16 protein-coding genes are annotated in these 14,360 nt (G+C 72.5%); 7 read left to right on the forward strand and 9 right to left on the reverse strand.

Features of this window, described 5'->3' with window-relative positions; all coding sequences use genetic code 11:
- Positions 1-103 precede the first annotated feature (103 nt).
- Both BZL64_RS02040 and BZL64_RS02045 read right to left on the reverse strand, forming a co-directional pair.
- On the reverse strand, positions 104-787 hold the full coding sequence (locus tag BZL64_RS02040) for a response regulator transcription factor (protein WP_086765492.1): 684 nt from the start codon (positions 785-787) through the stop codon (positions 104-106).
- A 74-nt stretch (positions 788-861) separates the two neighbouring features.
- Positions 862-2,136, reverse strand: coding sequence for a histidine kinase (locus BZL64_RS02045; RefSeq protein ID WP_208639344.1), 1,275 nt, complete (start codon positions 2,134-2,136; stop codon positions 862-864).
- A gap of 200 nt (positions 2,137-2,336) precedes the next feature.
- Between BZL64_RS02045 and BZL64_RS02050 the strand changes: the two genes are divergently transcribed.
- Positions 2,337-2,537 (forward strand): hypothetical protein, encoded by a 201-nt coding sequence (locus tag BZL64_RS02050; protein ID WP_086765464.1) that lies wholly within the window; start codon positions 2,337-2,339, stop codon positions 2,535-2,537.
- Between the two features lie 103 nt (positions 2,538-2,640).
- Here the strand turns inward: BZL64_RS02050 and BZL64_RS02055 are convergent, their stop codons facing one another.
- Positions 2,641-3,036 carry a guanyl-specific ribonuclease gene (locus tag BZL64_RS02055; RefSeq protein ID WP_086765467.1) on the reverse strand — a complete coding sequence of 132 codons (396 nt, stop codon included), beginning with the start codon at positions 3,034-3,036 and terminating at the stop codon, positions 2,641-2,643.
- A 165-nt stretch (positions 3,037-3,201) separates the two neighbouring features.
- Here BZL64_RS02055 and BZL64_RS02060 point away from each other — a divergent pair, with 165 nt between their 5' ends.
- Both BZL64_RS02060 and BZL64_RS02065 read left to right on the forward strand, forming a co-directional pair.
- A complete protein-coding gene (locus BZL64_RS02060) occupies positions 3,202-3,846 on the forward strand; it encodes a dihydrofolate reductase family protein (RefSeq protein ID WP_086765470.1) in 645 nt (214 codons plus the stop codon).
- Between the two features lie 99 nt (positions 3,847-3,945).
- Positions 3,946-4,692, forward strand: coding sequence for an SDR family oxidoreductase (locus BZL64_RS02065; RefSeq protein ID WP_086765472.1), 747 nt, complete (start codon positions 3,946-3,948; stop codon positions 4,690-4,692).
- Positions 4,693-4,839: 147 nt separating this feature from the next.
- Here the strand turns inward: BZL64_RS02065 and alc are convergent, their stop codons facing one another.
- Together alc and allB are read right to left on the reverse strand one after the other, a co-directional pair.
- Entirely contained in the window at positions 4,840-5,970 is a 1,131-nt protein-coding gene (gene alc / locus BZL64_RS02070; RefSeq protein ID WP_086765474.1) for an allantoicase, read from the reverse strand.
- Positions 5,971-6,027: 57 nt separating this feature from the next.
- Complete coding sequence (allB, locus tag BZL64_RS02075) at positions 6,028-7,365, reverse strand: allantoinase AllB (RefSeq protein ID WP_086765476.1); 1,338 nt, start codon at positions 7,363-7,365, stop codon at positions 6,028-6,030.
- A gap of 306 nt (positions 7,366-7,671) precedes the next feature.
- Here allB and BZL64_RS02080 point away from each other — a divergent pair, with 306 nt between their 5' ends.
- A complete protein-coding gene (locus BZL64_RS02080) occupies positions 7,672-8,472 on the forward strand; it encodes an IclR family transcriptional regulator (protein ID WP_086765478.1) in 801 nt (266 codons plus the stop codon).
- Positions 8,473-8,577: 105 nt separating this feature from the next.
- On the opposite strand, the gene BZL64_RS02085 is transcribed toward BZL64_RS02080, so the two are convergent.
- Positions 8,578-8,892 (reverse strand): DUF5955 family protein, encoded by a 315-nt coding sequence (locus BZL64_RS02085; RefSeq protein ID WP_086765480.1) that lies wholly within the window; start codon positions 8,890-8,892, stop codon positions 8,578-8,580.
- Positions 8,893-9,073: 181 nt separating this feature from the next.
- Between BZL64_RS02085 and BZL64_RS02090 the strand changes: the two genes are divergently transcribed.
- Positions 9,074-9,685 (forward strand): nucleotidyltransferase family protein, encoded by a 612-nt coding sequence (locus BZL64_RS02090; RefSeq protein ID WP_086765482.1) that lies wholly within the window; start codon positions 9,074-9,076, stop codon positions 9,683-9,685.
- A gap of 187 nt (positions 9,686-9,872) precedes the next feature.
- On the forward strand, positions 9,873-11,504 hold the full coding sequence (gene aceB / locus BZL64_RS02095; protein ID WP_086765484.1) for a malate synthase A: 1,632 nt from the start codon (positions 9,873-9,875) through the stop codon (positions 11,502-11,504).
- Between the two features lie 25 nt (positions 11,505-11,529).
- On the opposite strand, the gene BZL64_RS02100 is transcribed toward aceB, so the two are convergent.
- The 3 genes from BZL64_RS02100 to BZL64_RS02110 form a co-directional block, all read right to left on the reverse strand.
- The gene (locus tag BZL64_RS02100) at positions 11,530-11,820 is read right to left on the reverse strand and encodes an Rdx family protein (protein ID WP_086765486.1); all 291 of its coding nucleotides are present in this window, start codon (positions 11,818-11,820) and stop codon (positions 11,530-11,532) included.
- On the reverse strand, positions 11,817-12,731 hold the full coding sequence (locus BZL64_RS02105) for a HipA family kinase (RefSeq protein ID WP_086765488.1): 915 nt from the start codon (positions 12,729-12,731) through the stop codon (positions 11,817-11,819). Before BZL64_RS02105 ends, BZL64_RS02100 begins: the two co-directional genes overlap by 4 nt.
- 137 nt (positions 12,732-12,868) lie before the next feature.
- Entirely contained in the window at positions 12,869-13,648 is a 780-nt protein-coding gene (locus BZL64_RS02110) for an inositol monophosphatase family protein (protein ID WP_086765491.1), read from the reverse strand.
- A 55-nt stretch (positions 13,649-13,703) separates the two neighbouring features.
- Here BZL64_RS02110 and BZL64_RS02115 point away from each other — a divergent pair.
- Positions 13,704-14,360: LysR family transcriptional regulator (locus tag BZL64_RS02115; RefSeq protein ID WP_086765494.1), on the forward strand; the 657-nt coding region annotated here is incomplete at its 3' end.

Consider the following 14,360-nt stretch of genomic DNA (forward strand, 5'->3'; position numbering starts at 1 on the left):
CGCCGGGGGCGTAGGGAGGGGCGGCAAGCGCCTGGTCGGGTCCCTCGTACGTCGACCGCTCCCCCGCCGCCCCCGCGTCCCCGCTGTGGCCGACGGATCCCGGTCAGGCGTCCCGGCCCGGCCGGTCCTCGTCCAGCAGTCCCGCGTCGTACGCCAGGAGGGCGATCTGCACGCGGTTGTTGAGGTCCAGCTTGGCCAGGACGCGGGAGACATGGGTCTTGACGGTGGCGACGCTCATGAAGAGCGCGGCGGCGATCTCGGCGTTGGACAGGCCGCGCCCGACCGCGACGGTGACCTCGCGTTCCCGTTCGCCCAGGACGGCGACGCGGGCACGCGCGCGTGCCCGGCGGTCGTCGGCCGCGGTGCCGGCCGCGTGGGCCATCAACTGGCGGGTGACGGTGGGCGACAGGACGGGGTCGCCGGCCGCGACCCGGCGTACCGCGTCGACGATCTGGGCGGGCGGGGTGTCCTTGAGGACGAACCCGGCGGCGCCCGCGCGCAGGGCGCGCAGCACCTGCTCGTCGGCGTGGAAGGTGGTGAGGACGACGACCTGAGGGGCGTCCTCGCGGGCTCGCAGCCGCCGGGTGGCGGTCAGGCCGTCCACCGACGGCATCCGGATGTCCATCAGGACGACGTCGGGGCGGGTGCGGTCGACCAGCGCCTCGACCTCGCCGCCGTCGGCGGCCTCACCGACGATCTCGATGTCCCGGGCGCCGCCCATCATGAGGGACAGACCGGCTCGCACCAGGGGGTCGTCGTCGACGAGGAGGAGTCTGATCGCAGTCATGGTCCCTACGTAATCACGGCGGAAGCCGGGGAGTTGGCCCCCGGTGACGGGAGGCAGGGGACGGCCGGCCGGCGTCACGCGGGGGCGGGCCACGGCAGCCACGCGCGCACCTCGAAGCCGCCGTCCGCCCACGGTCCGTGCTCCAGGCGGCCCCCGGTGAGGGTCGCCCGTTCGGTCAGGCCGATCAGGCCCTGGCCGGAACCGGGGACGGGCGGGACATCGCCCTCCGGGGCGGGATTGCGGACGGTCACCGTGAGTCCCTCTCCGGGGGCGCCCGCGACCACGACGGCGGCCTCCGCGCCCGGCGCGTGCTTGCGGGTGTTGGTGAGGCACTCCTGGGTGATGCGGTAGGCGGTGCGGCCGACGGAGGCGGGCACGGCGGCCGGGTCGGTGACGCGCTGGTCGAGGGTGACCTTCATGCCCGCCTCGCGGGACTCGGCGACCAGCGCGTCCAGGGCGGCCAGGGTCGGCTGCGGCCGGCCCGCGTCGTCGTGTTCCCCTTCACCGGCCCGCAGTACGCCGATGATCTCCCGCAGGTCCTGGAGGGCCTCGTGGGCGCTCTCCCGGATGACCCCGGCCGCGCGCACGATCTCCTCGCGGGGCGCGTCCGGCCGGAACTCCAGCGCGCCCGCGTGCACGCTGAGCAGGGTCAGCCGGTGGGCGAGCACGTCGTGCATCTCGCGGGCGATGGCCTCGCGGGCCAGCCGCTGCGCCTGCTCGGCCCGCAGCCGGGCCTCCGTCTCCGCGCGCCGGGCCCGGTCGCGCAGGCTCAGCATGAGCTGCCGCTTGGACCGCACGAGCATGCCCCAGCCGATGACCGCCACGGTGATCAGCACGGTCCACACGACGGCCGGCCCGTACTCCAGGTCGGGGTCCGGGCGGGCCCACAGCAGCAGCGGGATCACGGCGAGCTGGAGACCGCCGACCCAGGCGACGTACCGGAAGGGCCGGTGCACGGCGAGGGTGAACAGGGCGATCGTGCAGGCGCCGGCCGAGGTAGTGGAGAGGAAGGCGAAGGGGATCGTGGCGGCGGCGAGGCCGAAGGGCCAGCGGCGGCGCAGCCACACGGCGGCGCAGGCGAGCGCGCCCAGCATCTGGTCGGCGACGACGAGGGAGTGCGGGAGGTTCTCCTGCTCGGTGAGCGTGTCGGCCACCACCAGGCCGAGGACGACGGCGATCACGAAACAGGTGAAGTCGACGAGCCAGTCGCGCGCGGTGCGCCGGGGCCGCCTGCCGGACCGTCCGGCGTCCGGGTCGAGTTCCGTGGCCACGGCGGACGGCAGCAGCCATCGCCGCGTCGGGAAGATCGCTGCCTGCGGTACCGGCACCGGCCGGTCGTCACCCCTCATGGTCGACAAATCTACGCAGCCGGGGGCAGCCGCACCCCTCCTCGGCCGGGATCGGCGACCTGCGCCGCCCGGACACCGCCGAAAGTCGCACCGGTACCGACCGAGGGTGTACCGCGACCCGCCGACGAGAGCCTTCCGTCACGAGCGTCTCGCCCCGCGGCCGATGTGTGTGGGGGGACCGCGGGGCGAGGGTCTGGGGCATGAAGCAGCTTCTGGAGCTACTCGGATTCTTCGCCCTGGTGCAGGGCGTCGCCGGCCTGGTGCACGAGTTCACCGACCTCGACTGGGGACTCGTGCAGCGGTTCGGCGTCCTCGACGGCTACGAGGTCTACGCGAGCGTCGCGCTGCTGGTGCTCGCGTTGGCCCTGTTCGCCGCCGCGGAGAGCCGGAAGCCCGGCTGAACGCGGGCCGGGCCTCCGGCCGGTGGCACCGTTCCTCGACGACCCGCCACGCAGCGGTCCGTTCCCCTACGACGGTCGAGTACGACTGCTGAGCCGGCCCGGCTCAGCAGTCGTGGTCGACCAGGTCGAAGCTGGCGTAGTGGTCGGCGGTGTAGTAGTCCTCCTCGGTCTGCTGCCCGGTCACGATGCGACGCGCGCCGCGCGTGGAGGAGCCCGGCGTCTTGACCGTGTACTCGTGGTAGTAGCCCGAGGACTTCGAGGGCAGGATGCCTTCCCGGTTCTGGAAGACGGATCCGTCCTGCGCGTACGGGAACGGGCCGCCCTGGTCGATCAGCCGCAGCGTGGTGTACGCCTGCGAGGGCAGGTCGCTGTAGCAGATGCTGCCGACCGCGGTCGCCGCCGCGGTCGCCGGCCCGGCGGAGACGGTGCCGCAGACGAGGAGGGCGGACAGGAGGGCGGCGGCGCCGCCGATGCGTGTGATTCGTGGGGGGAATCTCATGGCTCCATGATGACGCGCGTAGATGATGGCATGTCAATGACAACTCACGAGAATTTCCCGTCAAGCGGCATGAGTTTTCCGGGAGTTAACCTGCCACGGACGGACCGATGAGAAACCGTCGCCCTGACGGTCTCCCCTCCGTTGCCGACAGCACAGGAGGAACACATGACGCAGTTGCTGAGGGTCCAGAACTTCAACATCTCGAGCGACGGCATCGGTGCCGGTGAGGACCAGAGCCTCGAGCGGCCGTTCGGCCACGTCGACCCCGGAAGGCTGTTCGCCTGGGCCGGCGCCACGGCGAGCTGGCCCATGCGCACCGACCCCGGAGGCAGCCGGGGCCTCGACGACCTCTTCACGCGGGACTACGCCCGCAACATCGGCGCCGAGATCATGGGCCGCAACAAGTTCGGGCCGGTGCGCGGGCCCTGGCAGGACGACGAGTGGCGCGGCTGGTGGGGTGAGGAGCCCCCGTTCCACACCCCCGTGTTCGTCATGACGCACCACGAGCGGCCCTCGCTCACGCTCTCCGACACCACGTTCCACTTCGTCGCCGGCGACCCGGCCGCGATCCTCGAACAGGCGCGCGAAGCGGCGCGGGGCAAGGACGTCCGCCTCGGCGGCGGGGTCAGCACGATCCGGCAGTTCCTCGACGCCGGCCTCGTCGACACCCTGCACGTGGTGGTCTCGCCGGTGAAGCTCGGCTCCGGACTGAAGCTGTGGGAGTCGCCCGACGAGCTGCTCGACCGCTACCACCTGGACGTCGTGCCCAGCCCGAGCGGCGTGACGCACCACCTGTTCTGGCGGACGTAGAGAGCCTGCCGAGGACGGTCGGGTGAGAGCGGCCCGGTGAGGGAGGTCGGCGTCCGTTCGCCGCCAGCACGGCGGGGCGCCCGGCGCTGGAATGAACGCATGACGACTTCGGAGAAGAACCTGAACGGCAAGGTGGCCCTGGTGACCGGCGGCAGCCGCGGCATCGGTGCGGCGACGGCGGTACGGCTGGCGCGGGAGGGCGCGGACGTGGCCCTGACGTACGTGAACGGCAAGGAAGCGGCCGACGACGTCGTCCGGGCCGTCGAGGCCCTGGGACGGCGTGCGGTGGCCCTGCGAGCGGACTCCGCGGACGCCGGGGAGGCGGCGGGTGCGGTCGGCGCGGCGGTGGACGCGCTGGGCGGGCTCGACGTGCTGGTGAACAACGCGGGGATCGGGGTGCTCGGCCCGCTGGAGGACCTGTCGCTCGCGGACGTGGACCGGGTGCTCGCGGTGAACGTGCGGGGCGTCTTCCTCACGTCCCGGTCGGCCGCCGGGCGGATGGGCGCCGGCGGCCGGATCATCACGATCGGGAGCTGCATGGCCAAGCGGGTGCCGGGCCCCGGCGGGACACTGTACGCGCTGAGCAAGTCGGCGCTGGTCGGGCTGACGAAGGGGCTCGCGAGGGAGTTGGGGCCGCGGGGGATCACGGCCAACCTCGTCCATCCCGGTCCGATCGACACGGACATGAATCCGGCGGACGGACCGTACGCGGGCGGTCAGGCGGCGCTGACCGCGCTGGGCCGGTTCGGCACGGCCGGTGAGGTGGCGTCGACGGTGGCGTACCTGGCGGGCGCGACCTATGTGACGGGGGCGGAGTTCGCGGTGGACGGCGGCCACGCGGCGTGAGGTGAGGGCTCCGCTGCGGGGCGGGTCCGGGGGCTGCGCCCCCGGACCCGCTTTTGGCCCGCCTTTCATCTCACCGAGTCGGGTGGTGGGTGGGCATAGGCCGGGGGTTTGGGGGCGGAGCCCCCAGGGCCAGGAGCGGAACTCGGCTCAGCCACCCAGTTCCTGGTGCCTCGCCCGCAGGGCGCCCGCGCCGGCCTCCGTCAGGGAGCCGATGAGCCGCAGCCGCGAGATGCCCCCGTCCGGGTAGATGTCCACGCGCGCGTGGGTGCCCACCGCCGGGGCGGGCAGCACGAAGCGATGGCTGGTGTCCGGCTGGAGGCGGGTGCGCGGCAGGATCTCCCGCCACTCCCCCTCCTCGCCGTCCCGCACGGACACGGCCGCCCACCCTGCGCTGTTGCCCTTCAGGTACGCCGTGTCGATCTCCAGCGCCCTGATCTCGGCCTGGGCCGCCAGCCGGTACCGGATCCAGTCGTTGCCCAGGTCCCGGCGGCGGCGGGTCTCCCAGCCGTCGTCCATCTTGCGGGAGCGTCCCGGCCGGATGGTGTTGGTGGCCGGCGAGTAGAAGAGGTTCGAGGCGTCCTCGGCCTGCCCGCCGTTCTCCAGGGCGACGACATCGAAGGTGCCGAGGACGGCCAGCCACTCGGGGTCCGGGACGACCTCGCCGTACACGCGGAGCCGGGCGATGCCGCCGTCGGGGTGCTGGTTGACCCGCAGGTGGGTGAAGCGCTGTTCGACGGAGACGGCGAAGCCGTTCGCCGCGTGGCCGCCGACGGGGGTGCGCGGGACGAGCGTCGTCCACTTCACGTCGTCCCCGAGGAGGGTCTCGGGCGAGGGCGAGCCCGCCACCGAGGTGGCCTCGACCGACACCGCCTGCGGGTAGTTGCCGCGGAAGTGGGCCGTGTCGACGACGATGCCGCGGATCACGCCGGGCGCGCCGAGCCGGACGAGGGCCCAGTCGTGGTCGTCGGCCGTCGGCCACGGGTGGTCGGCGGAGACTCCCCGGCGGCGGCGGGTCTCCCAGCCGTCCATGATCTTGCCCTTGTGCCCGAAGTGCTCGGGGTCGAACTCGGCGGGTCCGGGCAGCAGCAGGTTCTCCCGCTGGGCGAAGAACTCGTCGTTGGCGGCGATGACGGCGGCGCCGAGCTGCCGGTCGGCGAGGTTGGCGTGGGAGGTGAAGGGGAGGTCCGCGGTGCGGTAGTCCGCGTACGGGTCGCCTCCGCCGTAGGGGTTCGCGTCGCCGGTGAAACCGGCCGACAGGGGTTGCTGCTGCGCCGTCACGGTGATCAGGGGTTCCTTTCGGGGGTCGGCCGCGTGCGGGCGGGTGCGGGGTTCGCGTCAGTGGTCGCGGGTGAGGAGCCGGCCCTTGGGGGCGGTGAACTCGCCGTCGGCGACGATGCGTTCGCCGCGCAGCCAGGTGGACTTCACGACGCCGTGCAGGGTTTTGCCGGCGTAGGCGGTGACCCGGTTGCGGTGCTGGAGGGCGGCCGGGTCGACGGTGAAGGTCTCGTCGGGTGCGAGGACCGCGAAGTCGGCGTCGCGGCCCGCTTCGATGGCGCCCTTGCGGTCGAGGCCGACGAGGGCCGCCGTGCGCGTCGACATCCAGCGGACGACGTCCTCCAGGCCGTGGCCGCGCCTGCGGGCCTCCGTCCAGACGGCGGAGAGGCTGAGTTGCAGGCCGGAGATGCCGCCCCAGGCGGTGGCGAAGTCGCCGGTCTTGAGATCGGCGGTGGACGGGGAGTGGTCGGTGACCACGCAGTCGATGGTGCCGTCGGCCAGTGCCTGCCAGAGGAGGTCCTGGTTGGCGGCCTCCCGGATGGGCGGGCAGCACTTGAACTCGCTGGCGCCGTCGGGCACTTCCTCGGCGGTGAGGGTGAGGTAGTGCGGGCAGGTCTCGGCCGTGACGCGTACGCCGTCGGCCTTGGCGGCGGCGATCAGCGGGAGCGCGTCGCTGGAGGAGAGGTGCAGGACGTGCACGCGTGCGTGCAGGCGTCTCGCCTGGGCGATCAGGCCGGCGACGGCGGTGTCCTCGGCGTCGCGCGGGCGGCTGGCGAGGAAGTCGGCGTACCTGGGTCCGCCCTGCTGGGGGGCGGACGCGAGGTGGTGCGGGTCCTCGGCGTGCACGATGAGCAGGCCGTCGAATCCGGCGATCTCGGCCAGGGACCGGGCGAGACGGTCCTGGTCGAGGTGGGGGAACTCGTCCACGCCGGACGGGGAGAGGAAGGCCTTGAAGCCGAAGACGCCCGCTTCGTGCAGGGGGCGCAGATCCTTGACGTTGTCGGGCAGGGCGCCGCCCCAGAAGCCGACGTCGATGTGCGCCTTGTCGGCGGCCACCCGCCGCTTGACGCTCAGGTTTTCGGCCGTCGTGGTCGGCGGGAGGGAGTTGAGCGGCATGTCGACGAGGGTGGTGATGCCGCCGGCCGCCGCCGCGCGCGTGGCGGTCCAGAAGCCCTCCCACTCGGTGCGGCCGGGGTCGTTGACGTGCACGTGCGTGTCGACGAGGCCGGGCAGCAGGACGTCGTCGCCGAGGTCCTCCAGGCGGGCGCCGGACGGTACGGCGGCGTCGTGCGGGAGTACGGCCGTGATCGTGCCGGCGGACACCGCGACCGAGGCGGCGCGTGTCCCTTCCGGAGTGATGACGCGCGTGGAGCGCAGCACCAGTTCAGCGTCGGACACCCGAACCCCTCTCTGCCGCCGTTCACTTCCGCGAAACGCGGGGCGGCCCGGGGCGCGCTTGCGGGCGCACTCCGCGCAACCTCCGCGTAACGGAATTCAACGTTCTGTTGAAGGAGTCTTCACTCCCGGCCACCACGCCGTCAAGGGCACACTCCTCCACAGTGCACCCGGCGCGGCCACTCTGGACGTTTCCACAAAACGGAATTACCCTTCCGGCAAGCAGAACGTAGCTACGCACCAGCGGGGAGTCAACCGACCGCCGGGTAGGCTTCAGCCCTTCCCGCAGGTTTCGAAAGGAACGCGCCCGTGCCGACGTCCAGCGCCAGCACCACCGACTCCGCCAAGTCCAGCAGCGGCGGGGTCCAGTCCCTCGAGCGCGCCTTCGACCTGCTGGAGCGGATGGCGGACGCGGGCGGGGAGGTCGGCCTCAGCGAACTCTCCGCGAGCAGCGGGCTCCCGCTGCCGACGATCCACCGCCTGATGCGCACCCTGGTCGCGTGCGGGTACGTCCGCCAGCAGTCCAACCGCCGCTACGCGCTCGGTCCGCGGCTGATCCGCCTCGGCGAGTCCTCGGCCCGGCTGCTCGGCACGTGGGCCCGCCCGTATCTGGCCCGGCTGGTCGAGGAGACCGGCGAGACGGCGAACATGGCGCTCCTTGACGGCGACGAGATCGTGTATGTGGCGCAGGTGCCGTCGAAGCACTCGATGCGCATGTTCACCGAGGTCGGCCGTCGGGTCCTGCCGCACTCCACGGGCGTGGGCAAGGCCCTCCTCGCGGCCTTCCCGGACGCCGAGGTGCGCGCGCTGCTCGCCCGCACCGGCATGCCGGCCGCGACGGACAGGACGATCACCACCCCGGAGGGTTTCCTGGCGGCCCTGGCGGAGGTCCGCACCGCCGGTTACGCGGTGGACGACAACGAGCAGGAGATCGGCGTGCGCTGCCTCGCGGTCCCGGTGCCCGACTCCCCCACCGCGGCGGCCATCTCGATCTCCGGGCCGGCGGGCCGCGTCACCGAGTCCGCCACCGGGAAGATCGTGCCGGTACTCCAGCAGGTGGCAGCGGAACTGTCCGAGGTGCTGTCGAACCCGGGCGGCACGACCGTCTGAACGGGACCGCTTCGACGGCACCGATTCCCCGGCGCGCCGATCCCACGGGACCTATGCAAGCGGGCCGCCGCAACCGGACCGCTGCCGTGCGCCGCTGACGGTCCGTCACCTTCGCGGCGGCTCCCCGAACAGGTCCACCGCGCTGCGCACCTGCGACAACCCCCGCGCCAGCGCGCTCACCGAGCCGATCGCGCCCGCGATCAGCAGCAGGGAGCGGCGCAGCCGCGGAATCTCCGGGGTGCCGTGGGCAGCCATCGCGGCGAGCGCGGCGAGTTCGTCCTCGGCGATGACCCGGTCCGGGAACTCGGCCGGGTGCGCGGCGAGTTCGCGGCGCAGCCGGGACACCGCGGTCCGCAGTTCCGCCACCCTCGGGTCCTCGTCGCTGCCGGTCACTGGCCTCTGTCCCAAGCTCCGCAACACAGCTCTCCCCCTCGCACATCCCTCGTGCGTACGTACGTACGTAGCGTCCTGGTGACGGTGGTCAGACGCCGTGAGGACGCGGGTCAGTAAACGCCACCCGGCACCCGCTCCGCCACACCGGGGACCGAAATTCAGCCCTGCGACACCGCCCGGCCGCCGCCTCTTCAGGTATGCAGAACGCATGACGCACACGGAACACCAGGTCGCCGGGCAGGTCGCCGGACTGCTCCTCGCCGCGGGCGGGGGGCGGCGCCTCGGCGGACGCCCCAAGGCTCTGTTGACGCACCGGGGGCGCCCGCTCGTCGAACACGCGGTGCGGGCGCTGCGCGCGGCGGGCTGCACGCGCGTGCACGTGGTCCTGGGGGCCGCCGCCGACGCCGTACAGGAGCGGGCGCGGCTCGACGGGTGCGTGCCGGTGGTGAATCCGCAGTGGGAGCGGGGCATGGGCGGCTCACTGCGGGCCGGTCTGGACTCGCTGGCCGGGACGGGGGCGACGGCCGCGCTCGTCTCGCTGGTCGACCAGCCCGGCATCGGGGAGGAGGCACTGGCGCGGGTGCTCGCCGGATACGAGGGCGAGTCGTCGTTGGTGTCCGCCGCCTACGACGGGAAGCGCGGGCACCCGGTGCTGCTCGGGGCCGCCCACTGGGCCGGTGTCGCGGAGGCCGCGACGGGCGACCGGGGGGCACGCGGCTACCTGACGGCGCACGAGCCGGAGATCCGGCTGGTGGAGTGCGGGGACGTGGCCCGGCCGTACGACATCGACACGGTGGACGATCTGATCCACCTTGAGTGAACGGGGTGGCACGCAGAGCCACCTTCCCTCGACCCGGAGAATCTCGACATCAACAAACCATTGAACTTCCACGATGAGGAAACTAGAATCCACTGCTCAGAAGCGTTCGGTCGCTCTCCGCACGCTCCCCGCCCCACCCGGGTCGTCCGGCACCCGGTGCCACGCTCGCTGAAGGAAGTGACAGCTCATGTCCGCATCCGTGCCGTCCCCGGCGGCCGTCGTCGACGCCGAGCCCCTGCCCCGGCAGGACGAGGTCCTCACCGGCGCGGCCCTCGCCTTCGTGGCCGAGCTGCACCGCCGGTTCACGCCGCGCCGTGACGAACTCCTCGCGCTGCGCGCGGAGCGCCGGGCCGAGATCGCCCGCACGTGCACGCTCGACTTCCTCCCGGAGACCGCCGCGATCCGCGCCGACGACTCCTGGAAGGTCGCCCCCGCGCCCGCCGCGCTCGACGACCGCCGGGTGGAGATCACCGGCCCCACCGACCGCAAGATGACCGTCAACGCCCTCAACTCGGGCGCACGGGTCTGGCTCGCCGACTTCGAGGACGCCTCCGCGCCGACCTGGGAGAACGTCGTCCTCGGCCAGCTCAACCTGATCGACGCGTACCGCGGGAACATCGACTTCACCGATCCGGTGTCCGGCAAGTCGTACGCCCTGCGCCCCGCGCAGGAGCTGGCGACCGTCGTCATGCGTCCGCGCGGCTGGCACCTGGACGAGCGGCACCTGAAGGTCGACGGCCGGGCCGTCCCCGGCGCCCTCGTCGACTTCGGCCTGTACTTCTTCCACAACGCCCGCCGGCTGCTCGACCTCGGCAAGGGACCGTACTTCTACCTCCCGAAGACCGAGTCGCACCTCGAAGCCCGTCTGTGGAACGACGTGTTCGTGTTCGCGCAGGACCACATCGGCGTCCCGCAGGGCAGTGTGCGCGCGACCGTCCTCATCGAGACGATCACCGCCGCGTACGAGATGGAGGAGATCCTCTACGAACTCCGCGACCACGCCTCGGGGTTGAACGCGGGCCGCTGGGACTACCTGTTCTCCATCGTGAAGAACTTCCGTGACGGCGGGCCGAGGTTCGTGCTGCCGGACCGCAACGCGGTCACGATGACCGCCCCGTTCATGCGCGCGTACACCGAACTCCTCGTGCGCACCTGCCACAAGCGCGGCGCCCACGCCATCGGCGGCATGGCGGCCTTCATCCCCTCGCGCCGCGACGCCGAGGTCAACAAGGTCGCCTTCGAGAAGGTGCGGGCCGACAAGGACCGGGAGGCCGGCGACGGCTTCGACGGGTCCTGGGTCGCCCACCCCGACCTGGTGCCGATCGCCATGGAGTCCTTCGACCGGGTCCTCGGCGACCGGCCCCACCAGAAGGACCGGCTGCGCGAGGACGTCGACGTCAAGGCGGCCGACCTGCTCGCCGTCGACTCGCTCCAGGCGCGGCCGACGTACGCCGGTCTCGTCAACGCCGTGCAGGTGGGCATCCGTTACATCGAGGCGTGGCTGCGCGGGCTGGGCGCGGTCGCCATCTTCAACCTGATGGAGGACGCGGCGACGGCCGAGATCTCGCGCTCGCAGATCTGGCAGTGGATCAACGCGGGCGTCGAGGTCGAACGCGACGGTACGACGGTGAGGGTGACGCCGGAGCTGGCCCGCGAGGTCGCCGCCGCCGAACTGGCCGCCGTCCGCGCCGAGATCGGCGAGGAGGCCTTCGCGGCCGGCCACTGGCAGCAGGCCCACGACCTGCTGCTGACGGTCGCCCTCGACGAGGACTACGCCGACTTCCTCACCCTGCCGGCCTACGAGCAGCTCACAGGCTGACCCCGGCGACAGTTCACTGCGGTTCTCACTCCGGTTTGTCCGAGTGGCCCAGGGACTTCCCCGGGGCCACTCGGTCGCGGACGAGCCGCTTGACCGCGGTCGGCTCCGGGAAGCCCTGCTCGCGGCGGTCCCAGACGACCTCGTCGTTCACCCGGACCACGAAGACGCCGCCCTTGCCCGGCTTGAGGGCCAGCTCGGTCAGCTCCGCCTCGAAGGTGGTGAGCAGTTCCTGTGCCAGCCAGGCGGCGCGGGGCAGCCAGCGGCACTGGGTGCAGTACTCGATCTCGACCCGCCGGCCGTCCGATGGTTCCGTCATCCGAGGTGTACCGACCAATCCTGTTCCGCGGCCGGCTTGCCGTGCAGGTCGGGGACCCGCTTGAGCCAGTCCGGCCGTCCTTGCCTGGTCTTCGCGGCCCGCCGGGCCTCTTCGGCGGCGAGTTCGTCGCGGGTGGGGAAGTCCGTGGGCAGCCAGGCCGCGGAGGCAGCCGCGCGGGCGTGGAGATGGTTCACGTACGCCGTCCTGGCCTCGTCCGCGGTCGTGAAGGCGGGTTCGTCCAGGAGCCAGGCGTCCGGCACCTCGGCGACGATCTCCCGCAGCAGCTCCTCGGTGACCCTGGGCGCCAGTTCGGCGTCGGCGGCCCGTACGTCGGGGGCGTGGCGGCCCAGGGCGTGGTGGCGGAAGTCGTACCTCTTCGCCGGGTCGGAGCCGTCCCAGCGGTGGTGGAAGACGAGGGCGGCGCCGTGGTCGATGAGCCACAGGCGCGGGGGCACGGTGCCGAGCGTGGGCCACACCATCAGGTTGGAACTGTGGACGGTCCGGTCGACGTTGACGGTGAGGGCGTCGAGCCAGACGATCCGGCCGGCCTCCAGGGGGTCCACGGGGAACACCTCGGCGATGTCCGGGGTGAAGTCCCGCGCGCCCGGCAGATGGTCCATGCCGAGGTTGACGCCGTGGCTGGCGGCGTGCAGGTCGCGGACCTCCTGGTGGGGCTCGTCGTCGGCGATCGCCGGGTCGAAGTGGACCAGGACCAGCTCGGGGAAGCGCAGGCCCAGGGCCCGCGCCAGTTCGCCCACGATCACCTCGGCGACCAGCGCCTTGCGACCCTGCGCGGAGCCGGTGAACTTCACGACGTACGTCCCCAGGTCGTCGGCCTCGACGACCGCGGGCACGGAGCCGCCGGAGCGCAGGGGTTCGACGTAGCGGGTTGCGGCGACCTCTCTCAGCACACGATCGCCTCCCCTTCTCTCCAGCGGTCCGTCGAGCGCGGTGCGACCCTCGCCTGCGGCCTCCGGCATGAAGTGAGCATAGTGGTCAATCCTGACAGCCGGAGAGGAGGGCGGAGACGGCCCGGTCCGGACGTCCGTCACCTGGTGAGGACGTCCAGTGCGGCGGCGTGCACGCCCGGCGCGGCGGCGAGGTAGCTCGTGGTGGCCGGCTCCCACGGCTTGCCCTCGAGGTCGGTCACGACGCCTCCGGCCTCCTGGACCAGCAGCACACCGGCGGTGTGGGAGCGGACGTTGTCGAACTGCCAGTGCACGTCCATCCGGCCGGCGGCGACCTGGGCGAGCTGGCCGGTGACCGGCACGGAGACCTGCACGCACAGGGCGGAGTTCAGCATCGCGGTGAGGGCGGAGCCGGTGCGCTCGGCGAGGTCGGGGTCGTGTCCGGGCTGGGCCTGCCCGGTCCCGGCCAGCACGGCATCCAGCGACGTCTTGGCCGAAACCCGCAGCCGTACGCCGTTGAGGAACGCCCCGCCGCCCTCGGTGGCGGTGAACATCTCGTCGAGGACCGGGGCGTGGACCACCGCCAGGACCGGGCGGCCGTCGCGGACGAGGCTCACGCCGATGTTCCAGTCGGGCATGCCGTGCACGGCGTTGACGTTGCCGCCGACCGGGTCGATGAGCCACCACTCGCCCGCGGCCATCGATCCCGACCCGTGCTCGTCGTTCAGCCAGCCCGCACTCGGCAGGGCCGCGGTCAGCGCCGGGCGCAGGATGTCGACGACGGCCGCGTCATTGGCCCGCAGACTCGCGAGCAGTTCGGGAAGGCCCGGCTGACGGGACTCCGTGGAATAGCGCGTCATCATCCGGGATCCGGCGTGGCGGACGGCGGCGACGGTCGCGGACAGCAGTTCCTGGGTCACGGGACGCTCCTGAAGTTGATTGAAGTGGATTTATGTCTGGCTAGGATTTACTTCCATGCAATTGGACTTGAATCTGCTGACCGTGCTGGACGCCCTGCTCGAAGAGGGCAGCGTGGGGGGCGCGGCCCAGCGGCTGCACCTGTCCTCGCCCGCGGTCAGCCGCACCCTGGGCCGGCTGCGGGCCGTCACCGGGGACGACATCCTGGTGCGCACCGGCCACTCCATGGCCCCCACCCCGTACGCGGTCTCGGTACGGGAGGAGGTGCACCGGCTGGTCCGGCAGGCGCACGAAGTGCTGTCCCCGGTCCGCGAGTTGGACCTTGCCGGACTCGATCGCACCTTCACGGTCCAGTGTCACGACGCGGTGGCCGTGTCGCTGGCACCGGTCCTGGTCGGCAGGATCCAGGAGCGGGCTCCCGGCGTGCGGTTGCGGGTGCTGGCGGAGAACCCCGTCGACGCCGACGACCTGCGTCACGGCCGCGTCGATCTGGAACTCGGTGGCGGCCGGCCGACCCTGCCCGAGTTCCGGTCCGAGCCGCTCGGCGAGGACCGGCTCGTCGTGGCGATGCGTGCCGGCCACCCTTGCGCCGCCGGTCTGGACCTGGCCTCCTACGCGGCGCATCCGCATGTGGTGATCTCCCGGCGTGGCCGCCTCACCGCACCGGTCGACGACGTGCTGGCCGCCGCAGGGCTGCGGCGGCCAGCACGTCGT

Origin of the sequence: Streptomyces bobili (assembly GCF_002154575.1) — a bacterium.
GTDB classification, from domain to species: Bacteria; Actinomycetota; Actinomycetes; order Streptomycetales; family Streptomycetaceae; genus Streptomyces; species Streptomyces bobili.

Excerpts from the sequence above, each read along its gene's own strand:
- aceB (WP_086765484.1), top strand. The coding sequence starts at position 9,873 with ATGTCCGCATCCGTGCCGTCCCCGGCGGCCGTCGTCGACGCCGAGCCC.
- BZL64_RS02045 (WP_208639344.1), bottom strand. The coding sequence starts at position 2,136 with ATGAGGGGTGACGACCGGCCGGTGCCGGTACCGCAGGCAGCGATCTTC.
- BZL64_RS02065 (WP_086765472.1), top strand. The coding sequence starts at position 3,946 with ATGACGACTTCGGAGAAGAACCTGAACGGCAAGGTGGCCCTGGTGACC.
- BZL64_RS02060 (WP_086765470.1), top strand. The coding sequence starts at position 3,202 with ATGACGCAGTTGCTGAGGGTCCAGAACTTCAACATCTCGAGCGACGGC.
- BZL64_RS02090 (WP_086765482.1), top strand. The coding sequence starts at position 9,074 with ATGACGCACACGGAACACCAGGTCGCCGGGCAGGTCGCCGGACTGCTC.
- BZL64_RS02040 (WP_086765492.1), bottom strand. The coding sequence starts at position 787 with ATGACTGCGATCAGACTCCTCCTCGTCGACGACGACCCCCTGGTGCGA.
- BZL64_RS02055 (WP_086765467.1), bottom strand. The coding sequence starts at position 3,036 with ATGAGATTCCCCCCACGAATCACACGCATCGGCGGCGCCGCCGCCCTC.
- BZL64_RS02050 (WP_086765464.1), top strand. The coding sequence starts at position 2,337 with ATGAAGCAGCTTCTGGAGCTACTCGGATTCTTCGCCCTGGTGCAGGGC.
- BZL64_RS02100 (WP_086765486.1), bottom strand. The coding sequence starts at position 11,820 with ATGACGGAACCATCGGACGGCCGGCGGGTCGAGATCGAGTACTGCACC.